This is a genomic window from Burkholderia stagnalis (assembly GCF_039848545.1).
GTDB classification, from domain to species: Bacteria; Pseudomonadota; Gammaproteobacteria; order Burkholderiales; family Burkholderiaceae; genus Burkholderia; species Burkholderia stagnalis.
Map to the genome: position 1 here is coordinate 195717 of NZ_CP156686.1, position 22539 is coordinate 218255.

The 22539-nt window shown below is 63.7% G+C and carries 17 protein-coding genes; 13 read left to right on the forward strand and 4 right to left on the reverse strand.

Annotation, left to right across the window (positions count from 1 at the left end):
• Position 1: 1 nt before the first annotated feature.
• The 12 genes from ABFO07_RS17740 (at position 2) to tssJ (ending at position 17595) form a co-directional block, all read left to right on the forward strand.
• Positions 2 to 3055: a T6SS effector BTH_I2691 family protein gene (locus tag ABFO07_RS17740; RefSeq protein WP_347469351.1), complete on the forward strand. Its 3054-nt coding sequence runs from the start codon at positions 2 to 4 to the stop codon at positions 3053 to 3055.
• Positions 3055 to 3945 carry a DUF6708 domain-containing protein gene (locus ABFO07_RS17745; RefSeq protein WP_155696732.1) on the forward strand — a complete coding sequence of 297 codons (891 nt, stop codon included), beginning with the start codon at positions 3055 to 3057 and terminating at the stop codon, positions 3943 to 3945. Before ABFO07_RS17740 ends, ABFO07_RS17745 begins: the two co-directional genes overlap by 1 nt.
• Position 3946: 1 nt before the next feature.
• Complete coding sequence (locus ABFO07_RS17750) at positions 3947 to 4903, forward strand: DUF6708 domain-containing protein (RefSeq protein ID WP_347469352.1); 957 nt, start codon at positions 3947 to 3949, stop codon at positions 4901 to 4903.
• 22 nt (positions 4904 to 4925) lie between these two features.
• Complete coding sequence (locus tag ABFO07_RS17755) at positions 4926 to 6176, forward strand: hypothetical protein (RefSeq protein ID WP_347469353.1); 1251 nt, start codon at positions 4926 to 4928, stop codon at positions 6174 to 6176.
• Positions 6173 to 7114 (forward strand): DUF6708 domain-containing protein, encoded by a 942-nt coding sequence (locus ABFO07_RS17760; RefSeq protein WP_347469354.1) that lies wholly within the window; start codon positions 6173 to 6175, stop codon positions 7112 to 7114. The genes ABFO07_RS17755 and ABFO07_RS17760 overlap by 4 nt, the downstream gene beginning before the upstream one ends.
• Positions 7115 to 7374: 260 nt before the next feature.
• Positions 7375 to 8718, forward strand: a complete 1344-nt coding sequence (locus ABFO07_RS17765; protein ID WP_347469355.1) for an ankyrin repeat domain-containing protein — start codon at positions 7375 to 7377, stop codon at positions 8716 to 8718.
• A gap of 64 nt (positions 8719 to 8782) precedes the next feature.
• Complete coding sequence (locus ABFO07_RS17770) at positions 8783 to 9040, forward strand: PAAR domain-containing protein (protein WP_059884572.1); 258 nt, start codon at positions 8783 to 8785, stop codon at positions 9038 to 9040.
• Complete coding sequence (locus ABFO07_RS17775; RefSeq protein ID WP_347469356.1) at positions 9040 to 10314, forward strand: hypothetical protein; 1275 nt, start codon at positions 9040 to 9042, stop codon at positions 10312 to 10314. The genes ABFO07_RS17770 and ABFO07_RS17775 overlap by 1 nt, the downstream gene beginning before the upstream one ends.
• A 13-nt stretch (positions 10315 to 10327) precedes the next feature.
• Positions 10328 to 13954 (forward strand): ImcF-related family protein, encoded by a 3627-nt coding sequence (locus ABFO07_RS17780; RefSeq protein ID WP_347469357.1) that lies wholly within the window; start codon positions 10328 to 10330, stop codon positions 13952 to 13954.
• A 133-nt stretch (positions 13955 to 14087) separates the two neighbouring features.
• Positions 14088 to 15911, forward strand: a complete 1824-nt coding sequence (tssF, locus tag ABFO07_RS17785; protein WP_059958778.1) for a type VI secretion system baseplate subunit TssF — start codon at positions 14088 to 14090, stop codon at positions 15909 to 15911.
• Between the two features lie 74 nt (positions 15912 to 15985).
• On the forward strand, positions 15986 to 16990 hold the full coding sequence (gene tssG / locus ABFO07_RS17790) for a type VI secretion system baseplate subunit TssG (protein WP_347469358.1): 1005 nt from the start codon (positions 15986 to 15988) through the stop codon (positions 16988 to 16990).
• Positions 16991 to 17025: 35 nt separating this feature from the next.
• Positions 17026 to 17595: a type VI secretion system lipoprotein TssJ gene (tssJ, locus tag ABFO07_RS17795; protein ID WP_347469659.1), complete on the forward strand. Its 570-nt coding sequence runs from the start codon at positions 17026 to 17028 to the stop codon at positions 17593 to 17595.
• A 21-nt stretch (positions 17596 to 17616) separates the two neighbouring features.
• Here the strand turns inward: tssJ and ABFO07_RS17800 are convergent, their stop codons facing one another.
• From ABFO07_RS17800 to osmF, 4 genes are read right to left on the reverse strand one after another with little or no spacing between them, the layout of a single operon-like run.
• Positions 17617 to 18378 carry an ABC transporter permease gene (locus ABFO07_RS17800; RefSeq protein ID WP_059562106.1) on the reverse strand — a complete coding sequence of 254 codons (762 nt, stop codon included), beginning with the start codon at positions 18376 to 18378 and terminating at the stop codon, positions 17617 to 17619.
• The gene (locus ABFO07_RS17805; protein WP_060028124.1) at positions 18375 to 19313 is read right to left on the reverse strand and encodes an ABC transporter ATP-binding protein; all 939 of its coding nucleotides are present in this window, start codon (positions 19311 to 19313) and stop codon (positions 18375 to 18377) included. The genes ABFO07_RS17800 and ABFO07_RS17805 overlap by 4 nt, the downstream gene beginning before the upstream one ends.
• Entirely contained in the window at positions 19310 to 20488 is a 1179-nt protein-coding gene (locus ABFO07_RS17810) for an ABC transporter permease (RefSeq protein ID WP_347469359.1), read from the reverse strand. The genes ABFO07_RS17805 and ABFO07_RS17810 overlap by 4 nt, the downstream gene beginning before the upstream one ends.
• Positions 20485 to 21408 carry a glycine betaine ABC transporter substrate-binding protein OsmF gene (osmF, locus tag ABFO07_RS17815; RefSeq protein ID WP_059562608.1) on the reverse strand — a complete coding sequence of 308 codons (924 nt, stop codon included), beginning with the start codon at positions 21406 to 21408 and terminating at the stop codon, positions 20485 to 20487. Before osmF ends, ABFO07_RS17810 begins: the two co-directional genes overlap by 4 nt.
• Positions 21409 to 21570: 162 nt before the next feature.
• On the opposite strand from osmF, the gene ABFO07_RS17820 reads away from it, so the two are divergent.
• Complete coding sequence (locus ABFO07_RS17820) at positions 21571 to 22503, forward strand: 2-hydroxyacid dehydrogenase (RefSeq protein ID WP_060161516.1); 933 nt, start codon at positions 21571 to 21573, stop codon at positions 22501 to 22503.
• The last annotated feature ends 36 nt before the right edge of the window (positions 22504 to 22539 follow it).

A 22539-nucleotide genomic window follows, 5' to 3' on the forward strand; every position in this document is an offset into this window, starting at 1 on the left:
GATGGCTGCTGGTACAGAACCGAAGTGCGATCTTTGCAACAAGCATGGTTTGCTGCTGATGCCGGTGCGCTATGCGATCGCGCCCGCCAGCATTGGGCTGCCGGCGGTGAACGAGCCGTTGAAGGTCGAGGATGCAGCGCACAGCGTCGGCAAAGGGAAGAAGCAGAATCTGACCATGGAGGGCGGCAGCGCGCAGTACACGGCGCGGTTGCTGCGAAGCGGCTACCTGTACGTCTACGACGAGAAACGCGACCGGATGGACGCGTACTGGATCACGGAAGACGGCTACTACATGCGATTCGCGCCGGAAGCGGCGGTGCCGGCCGAAGCGAAATCGGCGAAGCCCTGCAACTACACCGGACATCAGGAATTGGCGGGATGCATTTCGATCGCAGACGCGCGCAACGCCGGCATCGTCTGGCTCGGGTATTCGGACGTGCAATGGACGTCGGCGGTCATCGACGCGCATCGCGGGCCACGCGGAAAGCGGCTGCGCGAGTTGCACATGCGCGCGTTCGATGCGGGTGCGTGGGCGCAATCGCATCAGGCTTCGGCGAAAGCGGCCACGGCCCACGGGCGTGGCAGCGTCCCGCACGCCGTGCCGATGAGTGAACTGGCGAAGACGGTCGCTGAATACGCGCCGGCCAAGCCGGTACCCAATGGTTTCGCGCCGTCGTCGGCGCCTCGATTCCATTTGCATGCGGGCAAGGCGGACGGCGTGCAGGCCGCGTGCCGCCGACGCAGCCCGGAGCTGGCGGGCGCGATCGTCGCGGTGGACGACCCGGCGGGCGTGACGCAGGACCTGGTGGCGCTGATCAACTGGCATTCGGAACGACTGCTCGATACGCGCGTCGAGAAGGAAAAGTATGGCGCAGGGTATGGGCCGTATCCGACGACCTACCGGAACCTGGTCGCGCTCGACGGGGCGATCAAGACGCTGCGCGCGACCAACGACGAGAAGGTCAAGCTCGAAGTGTTTCGCAAGGCAAACGACCTCGCGGACTATCTGAAGCTGAGCTACGAAGTGGCGCGTGAACATAGCGAGGCGATGGCGACCACGCCATCGACGGCCAATCGTCCGGCGTCGGGTCGACCGGCAGTTGGGACGACGGCAGAGGCACTCGCCAGGCAAAACGAGTTGGATGCGCTGATCCGGAATCCGTCGCCCACGAAGTGGAAGGAGGCGCAGGAGAAATCCTGGCAAGCGTACCGCGCCAAGCTGAACGTCGCCGCCTACGACGGATGGGTCGAGGAATACAAGAAGGCATCCGATGCGTTGCAGAGGCAGCACATCGAGTCGCTTGCAAAGGCGCATGCCGCATGGATGCAAAGCAATCTGCTCGCCAACAAGCTCGATTGCACGCATGACGGCTCGGATCCGTTGTCCGGCGATGTCTACGCGGAGACGCTGCAGCGCTGCATGGCGGCCACCCAGCAGATCGGTGGCTGCGGCGAGATTTACCTGCGCTGGCTCAAGGGCGACATCACCGAGAAAACCAATCTGCTGCTGCGTGCGCTGATGTTGCGTCAGGACGACCTGATCAAGGCGATAGCGGCCGCGCCGCTGGAGCCGGATGCGGTGCCGTGGAAGGCGCTCATGGATCAGTACACGCGCCACGTTCAGGCGCTGCTCAAGGTGGATCCGGCGACTCAGGCAAAGGCTCGACAAGCACAGGCGGCGGCGGAGCGGGCCAAGGCGAAAGCGGAAGCCGCGTCCCGGGAGTTCGCGCTGGGGGCTGCGATGTCGGCGGGCGTGGCGCTCTTCGATAACCCGCTGAAGCGAGCGGCCGAGCAGGCCGAGGCGGCGGCGAAGGCCAGTCAGGCCGAGGCCGCGCAGGCGAAGCAGGATGCGCGGCCGAAGCTGTTGCCGGATTCGGTGGCGAACGTGCTGACGCAGATCGGGGCGCAGGTGTCGACGGCCTTGCGCGAATACAACGGCAATGCGATGGAGAAGACGCTCTCGCGGTGGATGGCGGTGGTGGGTGTGGCATTGAAGATGCCGGCGGGAACGGTTGAAATCAGTGGTGGGGCGCGGGAGACGATCAAGACGCTATCGCAGATGTTCGTGGACAACGTCGCGGATGCCGGCAAGGCGGAGGGCAAGCCGCTGTCGGCGCAGCAGGTGAGGCAGTTGACGACGCACGCGGAGCGTCAGGTGGTGGGGAGCTTTGCGAGCGGGAATCTTGCGTCGTTCGAGAAGAGGGTGGCGGCGGCGGGGCAGGCGAAGTCGAGGATGGTGGTGTTCATCACCGATGACCTCGAGAACGAACTGAAGGCGATCAGCGATCCGACGAAGAAGGTGAAGTTGCTGGCGGAGAAGGTGACGTCGCCGGGGAGCGTACGGGAGTACAGGTTGATGAGGGCGAGGCTGAGTGCGCCGATGGTTGGGACGGTGTCGGCGGGGGCGCTGGCGATGATCGACGGGATGTGCAAGTTCGCGGGGTGGAAGGCGCTGCTGGAAAGCGAGGAGAAGGCGTTGTCGTTCCAGAAGACGGGGCAGCAGGATTTGCGGGAGACGCTGGGTGGCGCGATGTTCGTGGGTTCGATTGCGGTGGGGGTCGGTACGGTGGTGAAGGCGTATGGGACGTGGCGGAACCTGTATGCGACGGGGATGGCGGAGCGGCGGGCAGGTGAAAAGCTGGCAGCGCGAGCGGATATTGCGTTGCGGGCGGTGGGGGTGGTGAATGCGGTGGTGTGGGGGGTGTCGGCGGCGATGGATTTTGCGGATGCACATGAGAGCGAACGGCAAGGGAAGTATCAACTGCAATGGCTCCAACGCATTTCCGGTACGCTTGGTCTTATTGGAGCGGGACTTGGGATTTGGGCTGCTATTTATGGTGGCACAACAATATTTGCAGGACTTAGCTTGACTGGATGGGGTTTGATAATCGCAGTCATGCTGATGGCGCTTAATATGCTGGTTGAAAAAATAAAAGGTGATCAAATTTCAGGTTGGCTGGAGAGAACATATTGGGGGGGATTGCCGGCGGCGAGTCGTTATACGGAATCGAGGGCGGAGCAGGCTGATTTCGAAATGATCATGGCGACCTCGTGATGGTTACCACCCTCAAGAAGGAGCGTCCAATTTCTGCGCAGGATATTGAGTGGCATCTATCGATATCAAAGCGGGTCGCGGAGCCACATGCATCTGCAATGGTGATTAGGCTAAATTCAACTTATCTTGAGTTGGTTGATGGGGTCTATTCAAACCGCGGGGCAATGAGTCAGATCGGATTGATTTTTATATTTGCTATGTTGTCGATGCTGGTGTCTGATTTTGCGGGGAATTCGCCTTGGTGGAATCTTTTAATTTCCGCTGTATTTTCTGGTTTGATGGTTTCATTTGCGTTGTTCTGCATGTGGAAAATTGGAGAATGGTTTGGGTTTACTCACTATCCAATCAGATTAAATCGTATAAATCGCACGGTTTACGTATTCCGCAGGGATGGAACGATTCTAAGTGCGCGGTGGGATGATCTGTATTTTGCGTTACGGGTCAACAGTCGGGCAGCAGGATTTTGCACGGTGGGCATATGTGGCCTTGTGCTCAAGGACTCGAAAACGGTCGAAGAAATGTTCGTCTTCGGTTACGCATCAACCAGTCGGGAAAATTGCTTGCGTCACTGGGAGTTTATTCGCCGATACATGGAAGAGGGGCCGCGCGCAGTGCTCAACGTGCCCGGGCTTGGGTTGTATCTGCCGATCGCGGACAAACGCGAAACCCTGTACGAGGGCTGGATCGAGCTCGTGTCGAACGACGCATGGAATCCGGTCTTCAAATGGCTGATGTTCCCGTTCCATGTTCTGTTCTTCATCGGTCGTTTGGTGAACCGAGTAACGAGCAAGGTGCCGATGTGGCCGGCGGATGTGGAAGCTGCGTGCCGAATCGAGCCGGGCGATCCCTATGTGCGGGACTCCAGCCTGAATCCCCCGGGATATCGGTGAATTGAAGGGCGGCCACGCGATGTTTACGACAAGCAAGAAACAACGGTCGCTTACCGAGCAAGATCGTGAATGGCACTTATCTATTAAGCAACGCGTTGCCGATCCGCATGCGTCGATGAGGGTGATTCGGATGAACTCGACGTATCTGGAGTTGGTGGATGGATATTACTCGAATAGAGGTCTGATGGGGTTTATTGGAGCATCGGCTGTTTGTGGAATGTTTGGGATGGCAGTTTGGATCTGGTGCTCCGTGATATTTGATTATTATTTAATGGAAACTTGGGATCGTAATGGTGAATTTGAAATGATGTCGGCTGTGATGTTTATCACTATTGTTGCGGCGTTAAGTATATGGGCTTTTGTTGCGCTGCATAGATGGACTGGCGAGTGGTTTGGCTATACACATTATCCAATTCGTCTCGACCGTCGGACGCGCATGGTTTACGTGTTTCGAGGTGATGGAACGGTACTGAAGGCACCCTGGGATGACGTGTACTTCGCCTTGCGGGTCAACATGCAGGCGGCGGGCGTCCGCACGCTCGGCATATGTGGCCTTGTTCTCAAGGATCCGAAGACAGTCGAAGAGATGTTCGTCTTCGGTTACGCATCGAGCAGCCGGGAAAACTGCCTGCGTCACTGGGAGTTCATCCGCCGATACATGGAGGAGGGGCCGCGCGCAGTGCTCAACGCGCCCGGGCTTGGGTTGTATCTGCCGATCGCGGACAAACGCGAAACGCTGTACCAGGGCTGGATCGAGCTCGTATCGAACGATGCGTGGAACCCGGTCTTCAAATGGCTGATGTTGCCGTTTCATGTGGCGTTCTTCATCGGTCGTCTGGTGAACCGAGTAACGAGCAAGGTGCCGATGTGGCCGGCAGATGTAGAAGCAGCATGCCGAATCGAGCCGGGCGATCCGTATGTGCGGGATTCCAGCCTGAATCCGCCGGGATATCGGTGAATTGAAGAACCGAGCTTCGCTGATGAACCTCGCGACTGGGCAAATCCCCGACAACTACCTGGTCGGTCCGAAGCTGGTGCCGGATTCGGTGGCGAACGTGCTGACGCAGATCGGGGCGCAGGTGTCGACAGCCTTGCGTGAATACAACGGCAATGCGATGGAGAAGACGCTCTCGCGGTGGATGGCGGTGGTGGGTGTGGCATTGAAGATGCCGGCGGGAACGGTGGAAATCAGTGGTTCGGCGCGGGAGACGATCAAGACGCTGTCGCAGATGTTCGTGGACAACGTCGCGGATGCCGGCAAGGCGGAGGGCAAGCCGCTGTCGGCGCAGCAGGTGAGGCAGTTGACGACGCACGCGGAGCGTCAGGTGGTGGGGAGCTTTGCGAGCGGGAATCTTGCGTCGTTCGAGAAGAGGGTGGCGGCGGCGGGGCAGGCGAAGTCGAGGATGGTGGTGTTCATCACCGATGACCTCGAGAACGAACTGAAGGCGATCAGCGATCCGACGAAGAAGGTGAAGTTGCTGGCGGAGAAGGTGACGTCGCCGGGGAGCGTACGGGAGTACAGGTTGATGAGGGCGAGGCTGAGTGCGCCGATGGTTGGGACGGTGTCGGCGGGGGCGCTGGCGATGATCGACGGGATGTTCAAGTTCGCGGGGTGGAAGGCGCTGCTGGAAAGCGAGAAGAAGGCGCTGTCGTTCCAGAAGACGGAGCAGCAGGATTTGCGGGAGACGCTGGGGGGCGCGATGTTCTTGGGTTCGATTGCGGTGGGGGTCGGTACGGTGGTGAAGGCGTATGGGACGTGGCGGAACCTGTATGCGACGGGGATGGCGGAGCGGGCGGCAGGCGAGCGGTTGGCAGCGCGAGCGGATATCGCGTTGCGGGTGGTGGGGGTGGTGAATGCGGTGGTGTGGGGGGTGTCGGCGGTAATGGACCTTGTTGACGCCATCGAAACGTGGCCGCAGAAGAAGTGGGGATTGATTGCTCTGCAAGGGCTGTCGGGAATAACTGGTTTGATTGCGGCTGGGCTTGCTGGCTGGGCTGCTTTTAGTACTGCTGGCGGAGCCACGATGCTATTCGGCTTGACTCTGACTGGATGGGGGGTGGTGCTTGCAATTGTCCTGGTGGCGATAGGCCTAGCAATTGATTACGTCAAAGGCGACATTTTTTCTCAATGGTTGGAGAGAACCTATTGGGGTGTCTTGCCTGTGCCGAGTCGCTACGGTGAACCAAAAGTCGAACAGTCGGACTTCAGCAAGGCGATGGCAGGAGCATGATGTTTACGACAAGCAAAAAACAACGACCGCTGACTGAGCAGGACCGTGAATGGCGTCTTCCGATCAATCGGCGAGCTGGAGATCCCCATGCTTCCGCAATGGTGATCAGGATGAATTCAACGTACCTCGAACTTGTGGATGGCTATTACTCAAATCGCGGATTGATGAGTTTTATTGGAGTATTTGTGTTTTCGATAATTGCGTGGTTCACCATGACAATATGGAGTCTGGTGGTATGCGGGTCATATTTTGATCCAAATTGGGATAGATCTGATGAATTTGAAATGTTGGCCACGTCTATTGGGCTAACGGTAATTCAGGTATTCGTTTTAACGGGTTTCGTGATGTTTTATCGAAAAATTGGCGAATGGTTCGGATACACGCACTACCCCATTCGCCTTAACCGCCGAACACGCATGGTTTACGTCTTTCGTGGTGACGGCACGGTGTTGAAGGCGTCATGGGATGACGTGTACTTCGCCTTGCGGGTCAACATGCAGGCGGCGGGCGTCCACACGCTCGGCATATGCGGCCTTGTGCTCAAGGATCCGAAGACAGTCGAAGAGATGTTCGTCTTCGGTTACGCATCAACCAGCCGGGAAAACTGCCTGCGCCACTGGGAGTTCATCCGCCGATACATGGAAGCGGGCCCGCGCGCGGTGCTCAACGCGCCCGGGCTTGGCTTGTATCTGCCGATCGCGGACAAACGCGAAACGCTGTACCAGGGCTGGATCGCGCTCGTGTCGAACGACGCATGGAATCCGGTCTTCAAATGGCTGATGTTTCCGTTTCACGTGGCGTTCTTCATCGGTCGTCTGGTGAACCGAGTAACGAGCAAGGTGCCGATGTGGCCGGCGGATGTGGAAGCGGCGTGCCGAATCGAGCCGGGCGACCCATATTTGCGGGATTCCAGTCTGAATCCCCCGGGCTATCGGTAGGCGGAACCGCTGTGATTGGCATGAGATTGGACCGTTCCACGAGCCGACATTTCCAGCCGACAGAAGAACGCTGCTGCGGTACTTCGCCGATCGACAGTCGCTGCGGTAAGCCACAGCGCGATATGAGGCATCGGCATCCAGTCATCCGAAAAGCTTCACGCACCGCTTACCAGCGCGACACAAATGAATCAACGAGGGCAAGCACAATGTTTTTGGATTGGCGCGGTGTCAGGCAAGTCAGCAATCGGTACTCGTGCGGATTGATCCTGCTTCTGTCGAGCCTTCTCGTCGGTTGCGGCTCGGCAAGCGACACGGACGCATTCCTGTCCGCGGTGAAGTACGACGAACTCCCACAGGTCGACGCCGCGATAAAGAAAATCAGCAGCCGGTACAAGGGTGTGAATCGCGCCAACGCGGACGGCATTGACGGCTTGATGGTCGCGGCCGCCCGTGGGCGGGCCGATATTGTCGAGAGGCTGATCGCTGCGGGAGCCAAGCCCGCCAGCGTGGCAGGGAAGGGCAGCACGGCACTGATGTTCGCACTGCGGCAGGCGAGGAGCCTGGATGTGGTCAATGCGCTCATGCGCGCCGGCGCGGATGTCAACGCGACGGACAGCGAAGGCAATTCCGTAGCCTGGTATGCGCTGTGGCAACCGTACGAATCAGACGACGATGACGATCTGATTCGGGAAATCCGTCCACCACATGCGCCAGACGGCGAAATCAGCGCTCCCGAGTTGTATTTTCGCGAGGATGAAAGGCTGAGACATCGCCATCTTCCGAGGCCGCGCGAGGACCTGTCGACCGTCGATCGTGTAGTCGCGACACGTTTGTCCCTTCTCACGACACTGGCCGACGCCGGCGCGGATCTGCGGGTTTTGAACCATGATCGTGACTCGTTGCTGATGCGTGCCGTCCGGGCGAACGATATCGATGTGGTGCGTTTCCTTTTGAAAAAAGGGCTCGACGTCAATGCGCGTAATCGTTTCGGCTCGGCAGCATTGGAATACGTCGGCTACAACATCGATGGGCCCGCCCTGGATGTAGGGATAGCGAAGGAATTGCTGGCTGCCGGAGCGAGCGTCGATGCGGTCGATCTGGATGGTAGCGCGATACTGGCGCTCGCTGCCAACAAGGGCAAGCTCGAATTGATGAAGGTACTGCTGTCGGCTCGTGCAAACGTCAATCTCAAGGATCACGAAGGTCGGTCGGCATTGGTGAAGGCCACCCCGGAGGCGCGTGATCTGTTGCTGAAGGCGGGCGCGGAAGTCAGCGACCAGGCAGCCCTTATGGCAAGTTGGGATCTCACCGAATGTGCGTCTAAAAGCACAGGTGATCGCATGGCGAAGGAGTCCATGCTTATTCTTATCGACGAAATCAATAAGAAATATTTTAATAAAAACACGAATTATGAGCTTTGGTTTGGGATGGCCGCGTCGCGGAGTGAGTGCAAAGGTCTGGCGAATCTGAAAATAGATGGTGCTGGTTTTTCAACGACTGCTTCGCTCGAGCAAGAAGGCCTTCCGATCACGTATTACGGCGTTTCCATCGTTTGCAAAACCGAGGACGAGCAACGCATCGTATGCGAGAAATCGAGCGACTAATGGCTCGTGCCGAGCCATGACCTTCAACAGTCGCTTTCCCATTCAAACTTCAAGAAGCATATCTATGCCAAACGTCATTTACATCGGCGACGAAACGAGCCACGGCGGCAAGGTACTGACGGGTTCGTCACGCGTGAAGCTGAACGGCCGCGGCGCAGCACGCAAGACCGACAAGGTGTCGTGTCCGATGTGCGGCGACAACGAAATCGCCGAGGGCAACGACAGGATGCTCGACGGCAATCTGCCGCTTGCATTCCACGGCTACAAGACCCGCTGCGGAGCCGTCCTGATCGCGTCCAGCAAGGTGACGAGCAGCACGTGATGGCTTACGACCTGCTCCGGATCGGCCCTGCCCGGGACGTTCCGACGATCAAGCCGGCGTGGCTGGCATGGGCGTTCTTGTTCGTCATCCTGACCGGTGGCGGCGCATTGTGCGTCGTTCGCTTCTGGCCAGCCGGCGAACCGACGAATACGCCCTGGTTCTGGACCTGTGCCGTCGTCTTTCCGATCCTCGGCTGGCTGATTCCGTTCCTCGCCTATCTCGGCGTATTGCAGGTTCCTCGGCAACGTGCGATCGACTACAACACCGCGCGGCGCGACTATCTCGAACGCGTCCACCGCCGGGCCCGCGTTCCGCTGCATGTGCTCGGTTCAGGTTTCGTCTTTTCCGTAGAGCCGATCGACAACACAGCCGATGCCGTCGTGCAAAAGCGGCTGGCGTTGGCGCCGCGAAGCCGCTTTCCTGGCGACCAGGAAGTCGTCAGCGCGCGCTGGATCGAGCCGGAGGGCGGTGTCTGGTTGCCCGCCGGCGACAACACGGATGACGAACGACACCGAGCGCTCTTGAAATTCCTGTTCGACGCACTGCTGCGTCAGGTTGCGCCGGCACTGCGCGCGATACCCGAACGGACGAAGCTGGTGGTCCGGTTGAGCATCGCCACGCAGCTTTCTGCGCCTGAGATCGAAACGATCTGGAGCGCGTGCTGGTCCGCCTGTCAATTGGGCCCGGCGCTCAAGCCGGAAATCGCGACGACGGCCCCCGAACTGATCTCGGCGGACCGCTGGATCGACGGAAAGGAAGCCGAAATCGCGGATGCTGTGGTCCTGCTTTGCGTCGTGCAACTCAACGCGTTGCTGAACACGCCCCCGGCGGACGGCGCGGCCGAGGCGGGTGTCATCCTGATGCTGGCGCCTGCTTCGCTGACCGCGCGCAAGCGGCTTGCCAGCCAGGCGCTGATCTTTCGCCCTGAACAACGTGATGAAAAGGGGCTTGGGCAGGGCGTGACGCAGGCGCTGCTATGGGGCCGCGTGCAGGGCCCGGAACTGACCGATCACTGGATGACCGGCGGCGCGGAATCGCCGCTGAACCGGGCGCTGGCCGGTCATCTCGACGCCGTCGGCGTGGGCGCGATGAAGACACCGAACCTTGCTGGCCAACACGACATCGACTTGCGGCTCGGCGTGTCCGGCATCGCCGCGCCATGGCTATGTCTGGCCCTTGCGCTGGAGCACGCGAAGATTTCAGCGCGAACGCAGCTGATCAGCATTTCCGAGGCGGAACGGCTGACGGTGGCGGCAGTCGCGCCGCAACACTGACCTGGATGCCACGATGCGTTTGAATTTCAAACTGGCCGCTTTTTTCATGGCGCTGATCGGCGCCGCGCTCTTCGTACTCGGCAAGGGCGATTTGATCGGGTTGCCCGCGATGAGAGAACGGCTGCTCGCCGTGTGCGCGGTGGTCATGCTGTTCCTCGTCGTCGTCATCGTCTACGCGCTGCTGGTGCGACGTGCCGACCGGAAGGCGGCGGCGCACGAGGTCGGCTCGGCTGAAATCGTCGATGTCGCGCCGACAAGCCAGCCGGCCGCGCCATCCGATCCTTTTGCCGGACTGCGTCATATTCTGCGCGGCCGATACGGCATGCGCTGGCGTTATCGCCAGCCGTGGTTGCTGCTGACGGGGCATGATTCGGCGATTGCACGATTGCTGCCCGAGCTGACGGAAACCGGCTGGCTGGTGACCGACGACGCTGTCCTGCTCTGGAGCAAGGCCGGCGACGGCGATCTGCCCGACGAAGCATGGCTGAAACGTCTGTACCGGTTGCGTCGCCGCAGGCCGGTGGATGCAGTCGTATTGACCGTCGATGGCACGGCCGAACTGCCGGCGCCACGACGTGGCATCGGCGCGCTTGACGTGCGCCTCGCACGTATCACCGACACGTTGCGCTGGGCCGCTCCGGTGTTCGTGCTCGACGTGGCGGATAGCGATCCTGTCGAAGGCGTCGAGACGCCGCTGACGGGGTGCGAGTTTCCGCGCCATGCAGAGAGGGAGACGATCGAGGCCGCCCTTCATGCCGTGCGCCTTCAGCTTGCGAATCGCGGCATCGCGCAACTGAGCCGGAATGCTCGCAATCTCTACGCGGCAAAATTGTCGTCGCGACTCGACACGCGCACCGCGCCGCTTGCCGGCTGGATTGCCGGCATGTTCGGCGGAGATGCTGATCCGGCATTCGGGAAACGGTATCGCAGGCAGCATGTCGGCGGCGCGTTTTTCGCCCCTTATCCAGCGCCGGTCGAGGGACGCGAAAAAGACACCCCGAGCGGGGCGGAGCTGTCGTTGTGGCGGCATCTGGGCGGCGTTGCGCGAACCGTCGCCGGTCGTCGTGTCGGCTGGCATCCGGCCACCGTCTGCTCGGTCGTCGCCTTTATCGCATTGGGGCTTTGGACCGCCGGCATGCTGATCTCCGCGTTGTCGAACGCGAGCGAAGTGCAGCGCACGAAGCAGGCGCTCCACACGCTGGATGCGGCTCCCGATTCGGCGGCGCGCCTGCGCGCGCTGCTGGCGCTGCAGCAGCGCATCGACTTCTACGAGAGCCGCGCGCGGCAACACTCGCCGCTGCTGAGCCGCTTCGGCATGAATCGCGACCGGGAGACGCTTGCGGCGCTGTGGCATCCGTATTCCCGGACCAGCCTGGGTGCCCTCGTCACGCCGATCCGGCAGAACCTCGAAGCCACCCTGGTCGATCTCGGCCAGATGCAGACCGAACAGGTCGATGACCAGACCAGCCGGATCGCGCTTGCCGGTCACGAGGCGCTCAAGACCTACCTGATGCTGGCCGAGCCGGATCGGGCCGACGCGGCGTTCATGACGCCGCAGCTCGGCCATTACTGGAGCACGAGCGCGAACCTGCGAGCCGGGGAGAAACTTGACCTGTCCGAACGCTTGCTCGGATTTTATGCCCGTCACCTGAAGTCGCACCCCGACTGGCGCATCCAGCCGCGTCAGGATCTGGTCAATGCCGCACGTCAGACCTTGCTCTCGGTGATCGGCGTGAAGAACTCCGAAGATACGGTCTACAAGGGTGTCATCGACGCGGTGGGCAATCGCTACCCGGATCAGACGCTCGCGTCCCTCGCGGCCGGAACCGACGCGCGTGGACTGCTGAAGGCATCGGCATCGGTGCCGGGTGTGTTCACGCGGCAAGCCTACGAAGGCGCCATCGAGGCGGCGATCGACGAAGCCGCCAAACGCAACGGAATCGCGAACGATTGGGTGCTGGGCGGCAGTTCGCAGCGGCAGGCGCCGGAACATTCGGCCGCGAGCATGAAGGCATCGCTCACGAGCCGATATTTCGCCGACTACGCGGATCACTGGCAGGGTTTCATGAACGCGTTGCAATGGGAGCCGGCGCCCACGCTGCCGTCCGCGATCCAGCAGCTCAAGCTGATGGCCGACGCGCGGCAGTCGCCGGTGATCGCGCTGATGAAATCGATCGAATACCAAGGGGGGGCGGGGGCGCTGAAGACGTCGTTGTCCGACACGCTGGTGGACAAAGCGCAGCAGGTATTCGGCGGCAAGGCCGACGGGCCGCAAGCGGCGAAACCCGACCCTGCCGGGCCGCTCGGCGCGTCGTTCGGGCCCGTGCTGCGCATTGTCGCGCAGGGGGATGTCAACCGTGGTGGAAGCAGCGACCTGAGTTTGCAGCGATTCATGGAGCGCGTCACCACGTTGCGCCTGAAGTTGCAGCAGATCAGCGACAGCCCCGATGCCGACGCCCGGGCTCGCCAGGTCGCGCAGGCCTTGTTTCAGGGCAAAGGCTCGGAACTGGCCGATACGCAGGCATATGCACAGCTGATCGCCGCCAGTCTCGGCGCGCAGTGGGCCGGCCTGGGCGACGCACTCTTCGTGCGGCCCGTCGCCCAGGCGACGCAAACGGTGCTGCAGCCGGCCCAGGCCAGCCTGAACGCCGCGTGGCGCCGGACGATCGTTGCAACGTGGAATCGATCGTTCGCCGGTCGCTATCCGTTCGCCGATACGGGCAACGATGCGTCGATTCCCGAACTCGCACGCTTTCTGCGGCCGCAAGGCGGACTGATCGGCGCGTTTCTCGGCTCGCAGCTTGCCGGCGTGCTTGAACTGCAAGGTGACCAGTGGGAACCGGCGGCGGCCGGCAGCACCGCGGTCACTTTCGATCCCGATTTCCTGAGGGCAATGAACCTGCTGCAGCGCATTGCGGGCCATCTCCTTGCGCAGGGCGAACCGCAATACCGGTTCGATCTCCGGCCCGTGCCCACGGCGGGCGTGACCGACACGATCTTCACGCTCGACGGTCAGAGTCTGCACTACTACAACCAGCAGGAAACGTGGCAGCCGCTGACATGGCCGTCCAACCGGACGCAGGGGCTCGGCACGCGTCTGCAATGGCAGACGGATACGGCGGGGACGAACAAGCAATTCGAGTTCGGAGGTCGCTGGGGACTGGTGCGCATGCTCGAACGGGCCCGTGTGCAACCGGTCGACAGCGCCACGTTTCTGCTGACATGGCAAGCGGCGCCCGATACGCGCGCGCCCGGGGCAGTGCGACCCGCGTCGGCGGTTTCCGCAGCGAGCGCAACGAAGGTCTCGAACGCCGATGACGAAGAAGGCGACGAGGCGACGGCCGCTGCCGATCCTGCCGATAGTCTGACGGCGCAAGGCCCGCTTACGCCTGCTTCGATGACTCTCACGTACCCGCTGAGCTTCATGTTGCGCACGGAAGTGGGCAAGGGGCCGCTGGAATTGCTGGCGTTGCGGCAATTCGTATTACCGCCACGCATCTTCGCCGTCAATGCGCCGTATGCGGGCAAATCCGTCAGAAAATCCGCGCGGACCGATGGTCCGCCGCCATTGCCGAGGGCAATGCTCGACGCGGCGAAGCATGCGGATACGCCGTTGCCTGGAGACCTGAGGCCGCTATGAACGCCATCCACCGAACATCGACGCGGCGTTCGCTTGTGCGTGACCTCGACGGGCCGGCGCGGCAATCGCGTCGCGATACCGGCGTGAGCGGCTGTCGACGTCCGGCTGGGCCAAACCACGAGAGACTGAACCCATGAGCGACGCGACCAAAGACAACGAAATTCTCCGCTACTACGAAGCCGAGATGCGCTACCTGCGTGATGCGGGCAAGGAGTTTGCACACGCGTTCCCCGACCGCGCACGCATGCTGAACATCGATCGCATCGGCGACAGGGATCCGCACGTCGAACGATTGTTCGAAGGCTTCGCTTTTCTGATGGGACGCCTGCGCCACAAACTCGACGACGAACTGCCGGAATTGACCGAGGGGCTCGTCAGCATGCTGTGGCCACATTATTTGCGGATGATCCCGTCGCTGTCGATTCTCGAACTGAGCCCGGCCAACGGCGCGTTGCAGAAGCACGAAACGCTTGCGGCGGGGCTGGAGGTCATGTCCGATCCGATTCCGGTCGAAACGCCGTCCAGCGCGGGCGGCAATGGCGTCCGATGCGTCTATCGAACCACGCAGGAAGTGGATTTGTATCCACTGCGGCTTTCCGAGGCGAATGCGTACACACGCGACGATGGCCGCTCGGTTCTGCGGTTCCGGTTCGAGACGCAGCCTCAGGTCCAGCGCGCGCAACTGACCGTGCCGCGCCTGCGCCTGTTCCTGAACGCCGACCGGCCTGTCGCGCTGGCGCTCTACGCGGCGCTCGTGAACGAGCCTGCCGCGATTCACATACGCGTTCCGGGCTATCCCGCCGACCGTCCCGGCGCATCGCAGCCGATGCATGGCTTGCGCATCGAGCCCGCGGGGTTCGCGGCCGGCGAACGGCTGTGGCCGAAGGCGGACAACGCATTCGGAGGGTATCAACTGCTGCTCGAGTACTTCACGTTCCCGGAAAAGTTCATGTTCGTGGACCTGCTTGGCCTGGACATGCAGGCCATCCCACAGGACGCGCCGTATTTCGACGTTGAGGTCGTGCCGAGCCGGCCCTATCCGGACGACATGCGCTTTTCCGCCGAGAACGTGCGCCTTTTCTGCACGCCGATCATCAACCTGTTCCCGATGGAGGCCGACCCGATCGTCGCCACGCAATTCGAAACCGAGTATCGCGTCCATGCGATCGAGCAGCAAGGCGATCATGTCGACGTGTATTCGGTCGACACCGTGCAGGGTTTCGAGGCGGGATCGGGTCGGCGCTTCGAATACGCACCGTTCGCATCGTTCCGGCACCGTGGCGGCATGCTGCGTCACGAGATGCCCGAACGGTACTTTCACAGCCGCATGCGACGCGGGCCGTCAGGCCGGTTCGATACATGGGTCGTGCTCGGCGGCCACGCGTGGGAGCAGCAGGCGACGCTCCCGAAGGAAACGTTGTCGCTATCGGTCACCGGCACGAACGGGATGCTGCCCCGCAAAGCCCTGCGCGAAGCGAGCATTACGCGGATGCGAAGCGGCTTCACGAATGTCGGCTCGGTGCGCAACCTGACGGCGCCGACGCTTCCCGTCTACCCGCCGACCGGCGACCGCTTTCAGTGGCGTGTGCTGTCGCATCTCTCGCCGAATTACCTGTCGCTGCTGAACCCGGAGATCCTGCGCGGATCGCTGGCGCTGTATGACTGGACCGACGGCGAACTGAACAAGCGCCGCATCGAAGCGATCATCGACGTGAAGCATCGGCTGCTGCAGAAGCTCGTGAAAGGGGGGCTGCAGCGGGGCGTCGAGATCGAAGTGACGCTCGACAGCAGCCCGTTCGCCGGCGAAGGCGATATCGAACTGTTTGGGGGGATGCTCAATCGCTTTCTTGGACTTTATGCGACGTTGAACCTGTTCACGAAGCTCGTGATCGTGACGCAGCCGACTGGCCGTCGCATCACATGGCCCGATACGAAGGGTGACGGAGCGCCGTTTTGAGTACGTCTCGAAGAACCTCTCCTTCATGGGCAGATCGTCCGCTCTTGCCGGAGTTGCTCGACAACGCAGTAAGGATGAATTTCTTTCGCTTCTGCGAATTGATCGAGCTGGCCGCACCTGACAGAGCGCCGCTCGGTGCAACTGATTCGGCGGCGGCCGAGCCGGTCCGCTTCCGTTCGAGGGCGCGGATCGGGTTTCCGAGCCGTGAAATCGACGCGATCGAATATGACCTCGATGATCCGGCGGCACCACCTGCGGTTCGCACGACGTTTCTCGGGCTCTATGGCGTCGACGCGCGCATGCCGTCGTATTTCGTCGACGAAATTGCACAGAATCGCGACGGCGCCGAGCCGATGTCGGGGTTTCTCGATCTGTTCCATCATCGCATCGTCACGCAGTACTACCGGGTGTGGCGCAAATACCGCTATCCAGCCGGATTCAGGCGTGGAGGCACCGATACCGTTTCGCGTTGCTTGTTGAGCTTCGCAGGGCTTGGCATGGGTGAATCGGAGATCGCGCAGGCCGTCGGCGCCCGAAAATTGCTGTCGATGCTCGGACTCGCGGGGCAGAAGACGCGTACGGCCGAAGGGCTGGCCGGCGTGCTTTGGCATGCAGTGGCCGACGCGCGGGTGACGGTCGAGGAGTGTCATCCGGTATGGATACACGTGGGCACGGCCACACCCGGCGCGCTCGGTGAAGGGTGTCTGCTTGGGCGCGGATTCCATGATCGGGCAAACACGGTGCGCGTGATCATCACGCCATACACGCGCAAGGCGGTTGTCGATCTGTTGCCGGGGCGCGGCCACCACCGGGAACTCATGGCGCTCTTGCGCTTTTATCTGGGTTACGAAGCCAGCGCGCATCTGGAAATGCATGTGTCACCGGAGCTGATGCCGGCTCAGCAACTGAATTCGAATCAGGTCAGTCTGGGGTACACGACTTTGCTGCCGCCGCCCGGCTCGCCTGCCGCGGCAACCGGGATGACCCGTGTGCAGCTTGGCGAGTGGACCGGAGGCAGCGAGCACGCGCGCTACGCGACGAAATCGAAATGGCAACACAACAAGGGACCGATTGAATGATGCGACCGTTTAGAACCGGCACAGTCGTGCTGACCATGCTTGCCGTCGCGGGATGCGGAGTGGGGCAGGCGGTGAAGGATGGCACGGTGGGCGCGGCGAAGTGGGCGTTCACGACGCAGGTGAAGACGATGAACATCGATCTCGTCAGCCGAGCGTCGCTCAATCCGAATGACGCCGAGCAATCGTTGTCTACGGTCGTGCGGATTTATCAGCTGAAAGCATTGCAGACGTTCCGTCAGCTCGATTACGCGCAGATGCAGGCGGACGATCGCGACGTGTTGAAAGCCGATGTGCTTGCGACCACGGACGTCGTGCTGCGTCCGGATGCGAGTGCGAGCATAAGTGAACCCATGCACAGCGATACGGAACATGTTGGCGTGGTTGCGTTTTTCCGCGATCCGGGCAGGAATTCGATGTGGAAGCTGACGATTCCGAAGCAGCAATGGAAGAAAACCGATCCGGTGAAGATCGAGGCGCGCGGCAACACGTTGAACGTTGTGGGGGCGGCGGATGAGCCCAGGCGCCGTTCGCCGCTGCAGAGCGTACCAAACCCACCGAAGTCCAGGCCGGCTGCGGTGACTGAATATGGAACGCAGGCCGGATGACAAGGGCTGGCAGGGAGAGCGCTATGCACGCCTCTCGACCAGCCGCGCAAGCGCCCCGATCGCATCGCTCACCAGCACCGCCAGCAACCCGACGATCATCCCGCCCTGCAGCACGAATGCCGTGTTCGCGGTCTGCAGGCCCGCGATGATCACGTCGCCGAGCCCGCGCGCGGCGACCGTCGAGCCGATCGTCGCGGTGCCGAGATTGATCACGACCGCGAGGCGGATGCCGTTGACGATCACCGGAAGCGCGAGCGGCAGCTCCACCGTGGCCAGTTGCTGCCAGCCGCTCATGCCCATCCCGCGCGCGGCGTCGACGACGTCGCGCGGCACGTCCTCGATGCCCGCGATCGTGCTTTCGAAGACCGGCAGCAGCCCGTACAGCACCAGCGCGATCAGCACCGGCTGCAGGCCGAAGCCGACCGCCGGCACCGCGAGCGCGAGCACGGCCACCGGCGGAAACGTCTGGCCGATATTGACGATGCTGCGCGCCACCGGCAGGAAATCCGCGCCGGACGGCCGCGTCACCGCGATGCCGGCCGCGATCGCGAGCAGCGTGCCGATCAGGCTCGACAGCGCGACCGTGCCGAGATGCGCGAGCGTGAGGTCGAGCAGGCTCGCGCGGTCGTAGATGACGGGCGCGCCGTTGTCCGCGAACGGCGCGAACAGCCCTTGCAGCCATGCCGGACGCAGCAGCAGCACGAGCAGCAGCGCCAGCGCGGCCACGCGCGCGGCGAGCGAAGCGAAGCCGCGCCGGCGATGCGCGGTGGGCCGCGTCGTCATGCGGGCCGTCGCGCATGCGCGCGAATCGCGTCGAGCGCGATGCGGCGCGTGATGCGGCCATCGGCGTCCTCGACCGGCAGCACGTCGACGCCGCGCCACAGCAGCTCGGAGATCGCGTCGCGCAGCGTGCGCGTCGCGGCGATCGGCTCGCCGTCGGCGCGGCCGGGCTCGGCCACGTCGCCGACCGGCGTCAGCGCGAGCAGGCGCAGCGGCCGGTCGACGCCGGCCACCAGTTGCTCGACGACGCCCGCCGCCGGCTGGCCGAGGATCTCGGCGGGCGGCGCGACCTGCAGCAGCCGGCCGCCGTCCATCACCGCGATCGTGTCGCCGAGCTTCAGCGCTTCCTCGATGTCGTGCGTGACGAGCACGACCGTAATGCCGAGCCGCCGCTGCAGCGCGAGCAGCTCGTCCTGCGCCTTGCCGCGGATGATCGGATCGAGCGCGCCGAACGGCTCGTCCATCAGCAGCATCGCGGGCTCCGCGGCGAGCGCGCGCGCGACGCCGACGCGCTGCTGCTGGCCGCCGGACAGCTCGTGCGGCAGCTTGCCCGCGAACTCGTCCGGCGCGAGATTGAAAAGCGCGAGCAGCTCGCGCACGCGCGCGTCGATGCGCGCCGCCGGCCAGCCGAGCAGGCGCGGCACGGTCGCGATGTTGCGCGCGACGTTCCAGTGCGGAAACAGGCCGTGGCCCTGGATCACGTAGCCGATGCCGCGCCGCAGCTGCTCGGGCGGCACGCTCGCGGTGTCGGCGCCGTCGATGCGCACGGTGCCCGCGCTCGGCGCGATCAGCCGGTTGATCATCCGCAGCAGCGTCGACTTGCCGCTGCCCGACGCGCCGACCAGCGCGGTGATCGTGCCGCGCCGCATCGTCAGCGACACGTCGTCGACCGCGACGAGATCGCCGAAGCGCTTGCCGAGCCGTTCGATTTCGATCATGCGGAAGGTCCTTTCGCGAGTGCGGTCGCGGCTTCGAACACGACGGCGGCCATCAGCGCGAGCGCGATCGTCGGGATCGCGCCGAGCAGCACGAGATCGGCGGCGGATTGCCCGATCCCCTGGAAGATGAAGGTGCCGAAACCGCCGCCGCCGATCAGCGCGGCCACCGCGGTCAGGCCGATGTTCTGCACGAGCACGATGCGCACGCCGCTCAGGATCACCGGCAGCGCGAGCACGAGGTCGACCCGCAGCAGGCGCTGCGCGCCCGTCATGCCCATCGCGCGCGCGGCTTCGGTTACTTGCGGCGGCACCTGCTGCAGGCCAACCGCGACGCTCGAGGCGATCGGCAGCAGCGAATACAGGAACAGCGCGAGCACGGCCGGCGCGACGCCAATCCCGCGCACGCCGAGTGAGGCCGCGAGCGGCACGTGCGCGGCGAGCATGCCGAGCGGCGCCATCATCAGCCCGTACATCGCGATGCTCGGGATCGTCTGCACGACATTGAGCACCGGCATCACCGCCGCGCGCACCGCGTCGACGCGCGCGCACGCGATGCCGAGCGGCAGGCCCGCGACCAGCGCGGCCGCGACCGAGCCGCCCGCGAGCGCGACGTGCCGCGCGGCCTCGCGCCAGAAGTCGTCGCCGCGCACCGCGTATTCGCGCATCACGGAGAGCCCGTCCCACCAGCCGGTCGCGAGCGGCACGGCGAGCGCCGCGACGGCGAGCGCGAGCGCGGCGAGCCGCCGCCACGGGCCGAACGCGAGCCGCGCGAGCGCATCGGCGACCAGCACGGCCCACGCGAACAGCAGCAGCCAGACGCCGGCGGCGGGCGACACGCGCGCGAGCGCGTCGTCGGCCGCGACGAGATGCGTCGCGGCGGCGCCGGCCGCGTAGCCGAGCGTCGCGAGCAGCCCGCAACCGACGGCGAGGCGCCACGCGGGCCGGCTCGCCGTCATCGTCCACAGCGCGGCGGCGATCCACAGCGCAGCGAGCGCGCTGGCTTGCGCGCCCGGCAAGGCATGGAGCAGCGGGAGCCGGGCGCCTGCCGCGATCCGGTTCGGCCGCAGCACGACGAACGGCGCGAACAGCACCGCGCCGATCGTCAGCACGCCGATCAGGATGCCGACCCGGTCGGCCGCGAGGCGTCGCGCGGAGGCGGCCGCGCGCGCCGTCATTTCACGAAGCCCTTCGCCTTCAGGTACTGCGCGGCGACGCCCGCGGCCGGCTCGCCGTTGATCTGGATGCGGCTGTTGAGCGTCTGCAGCGTCTTCAGGTCGAGGCTCGCGAACACCGGCTTCAGGTAGTCGGCGATCTGCGGATGCGCTTTCAGCACCGCTTCGCGAATCACCGGCGTCGGCGCATAGACGGGCTGCACGTGCTTGTCGTCGTCGAGCACCGCGAGGCCGCTGGCCGCGATCCCGCCGTCGGTGCCGTAGACCATCGCCGCGTTCACGCCGTCGGTCTGGTTCGCGGCGGCCTTGATGGTGGCCGCCGTGTCGCCGCCGGACAGCACGACGAGCTGGTCGGGCTTCAGCTTGAAGCCATACGCCTTCTCGAACGACGGCAGCGCGGACGCGCTGTTGACGAACTCGGCGGACGCCGCGAGCTTCAGCTTGCCGCCGCCGGCCACCCATTTGCCGAAATCGGAAAAGCTTTTCAGGCGCTGCGCCTGTGCGAGCGGCGCGAGCACCGCGACGCCCCACGTATTGTTCGCGGGCGACGGCGTGAGCCACACGAGGCGATTGGCCGCGTAGTCGAGCTTCTTCGCGGTGTCGTAGCCTTGCGCCGCGTCCTTCCACACGGGATCGTCGGCCTTGTTGAAGAAGAAGGCGGCGTTGCCCGTGTACTCGGGATAGATGTCGATCTCGCCGCTGACGAGCGCCTTGCGCACGATCGGCGTCGTGCCGAGCGCGATCTTCTGGGTGACCGGAATGCCGTGCGCCTTCAGCACCTGCGCGATCACGTTGCCGAGCAGGTTGCCTTCGGTATCGATCTTCGACGACACCACGACGGCGTCGGCGGCATGCGCGCCGGGCGCCGCGACGGCGGCGGCGAACGCGAGGCCCAGCATCCGGGCGGGCAGGGCAAGTTTCATCGGGCCGACCTCCAGCATTGTGAGAAAAGGAGCGTACGCCGAAACTTACTTGAGCGGGCCTGCTTTGGCAAACCGCGTGCGCCGTTTTGGGCCGGTTCTCCCGTACGCGAACCGGCGTCTTCCGATACACTGCCGTGCATCGCCGCGAAGCCGAATTCCATCATGAAGCCCGAGCTGCTGGTCCTCATCCCGATGCGCGACGACGCGCATCGCCAGATCGCCGCGTCGTTCGACGTGCGCTACGCCCTCACCCCCGACGCACGCGCACAGGCCATCGCCGAGCACGGCGGCACGATCCGCGCGGTGCTGACCAACGGCAGCACGGGCCTCACCGCCGCCGAGATCGATCGGCTGCCGCGCCTGACCTTCGTCAGCGCGCTCGGCGCGGGCTTCGAGCACATCGACGTCGCGCATGCGCGCACGCGCGGCGTGGCCGTCGCGGCCGGCACGGGCACCAACGACGACTGCGTCGCCGATCATGCATTCGCGCTGCTGCTTGCCACGGTGCGCGGCGTCGTGCGGCTGGACGGCCAGACCCGCGCGGGCATCTGGCGCGATGCGTTGCCGCTGCCGCCGAACGTGTCCGGCAAGAAGCTCGGCATCGTCGGTCTCGGCAAGATCGGCGAGAAATTCGCGCGCCGCGCGGCCGGCTTCGATCTCGAGATCGGCTATCACAACCGCACGCCGAGGGCCGGCGTTACCTATCGCCATTTCGACCGGCTCGACGCGCTCGCGCAGTGGGCCGACTTCCTGCTCGTCGCGACGCCGGGCGGCGCGGGCACCCGTCACCTGATCGACCGCACGGTGCTCGATGCGCTCGGCCCGAACGGATTTCTCGTCAATATCGCGCGCGGCAGCGTTGTCGATACCGCTGCGTTGGCAGACGCGTTGCGCGAAGGCCGCCTCGGCGGCGCGGGGCTCGACGTGTACGAGGGCGAGCCGGCGCCGCCGCACGCGCTGCTCGATCTCGACAACGTCGTGCTGACGCCGCACATGGGCGGCTGGTCGCCCGAGGCGCTGGACCGCTCGGTGCAGCAGTTCCTCGACAACGCCGCGCGGCATTTCGCGGGCGAGCCGCTGCTGACGCCGATCTGAGCCGGCGCGGCGCGCGCACACAGGATTTTTGTCAAC

Excerpts from the sequence above, each read along its gene's own strand:
- ABFO07_RS17740 (WP_347469351.1), top strand. The coding sequence starts at position 2 with ATGGCTGCTGGTACAGAACCGAAGTGCGATCTTTGCAACAAGCATGGT.
- ABFO07_RS17745 (WP_155696732.1), top strand. The coding sequence starts at position 3,055 with ATGGTTACCACCCTCAAGAAGGAGCGTCCAATTTCTGCGCAGGATATT.
- ABFO07_RS17755 (WP_347469353.1), top strand. The coding sequence starts at position 4,926 with ATGAACCTCGCGACTGGGCAAATCCCCGACAACTACCTGGTCGGTCCG.
- ABFO07_RS17760 (WP_347469354.1), top strand. The coding sequence starts at position 6,173 with ATGATGTTTACGACAAGCAAAAAACAACGACCGCTGACTGAGCAGGAC.
- ABFO07_RS17770 (WP_059884572.1), top strand. The coding sequence starts at position 8,783 with ATGCCAAACGTCATTTACATCGGCGACGAAACGAGCCACGGCGGCAAG.
- ABFO07_RS17775 (WP_347469356.1), top strand. The coding sequence starts at position 9,040 with ATGGCTTACGACCTGCTCCGGATCGGCCCTGCCCGGGACGTTCCGACG.
- ABFO07_RS17780 (WP_347469357.1), top strand. The coding sequence starts at position 10,328 with ATGCGTTTGAATTTCAAACTGGCCGCTTTTTTCATGGCGCTGATCGGC.
- tssF (WP_059958778.1), top strand. The coding sequence starts at position 14,088 with ATGAGCGACGCGACCAAAGACAACGAAATTCTCCGCTACTACGAAGCC.
- tssG (WP_347469358.1), top strand. The coding sequence starts at position 15,986 with ATGAATTTCTTTCGCTTCTGCGAATTGATCGAGCTGGCCGCACCTGAC.
- tssJ (WP_347469659.1), top strand. The coding sequence starts at position 17,026 with ATGCTTGCCGTCGCGGGATGCGGAGTGGGGCAGGCGGTGAAGGATGGC.
- ABFO07_RS17800 (WP_059562106.1), bottom strand. The coding sequence starts at position 18,378 with ATGACGACGCGGCCCACCGCGCATCGCCGGCGCGGCTTCGCTTCGCTC.
- ABFO07_RS17805 (WP_060028124.1), bottom strand. The coding sequence starts at position 19,313 with ATGATCGAAATCGAACGGCTCGGCAAGCGCTTCGGCGATCTCGTCGCG.
- ABFO07_RS17810 (WP_347469359.1), bottom strand. The coding sequence starts at position 20,488 with ATGACGGCGCGCGCGGCCGCCTCCGCGCGACGCCTCGCGGCCGACCGG.
- osmF (WP_059562608.1), bottom strand. The coding sequence starts at position 21,408 with ATGAAACTTGCCCTGCCCGCCCGGATGCTGGGCCTCGCGTTCGCCGCC.
- ABFO07_RS17820 (WP_060161516.1), top strand. The coding sequence starts at position 21,571 with ATGAAGCCCGAGCTGCTGGTCCTCATCCCGATGCGCGACGACGCGCAT.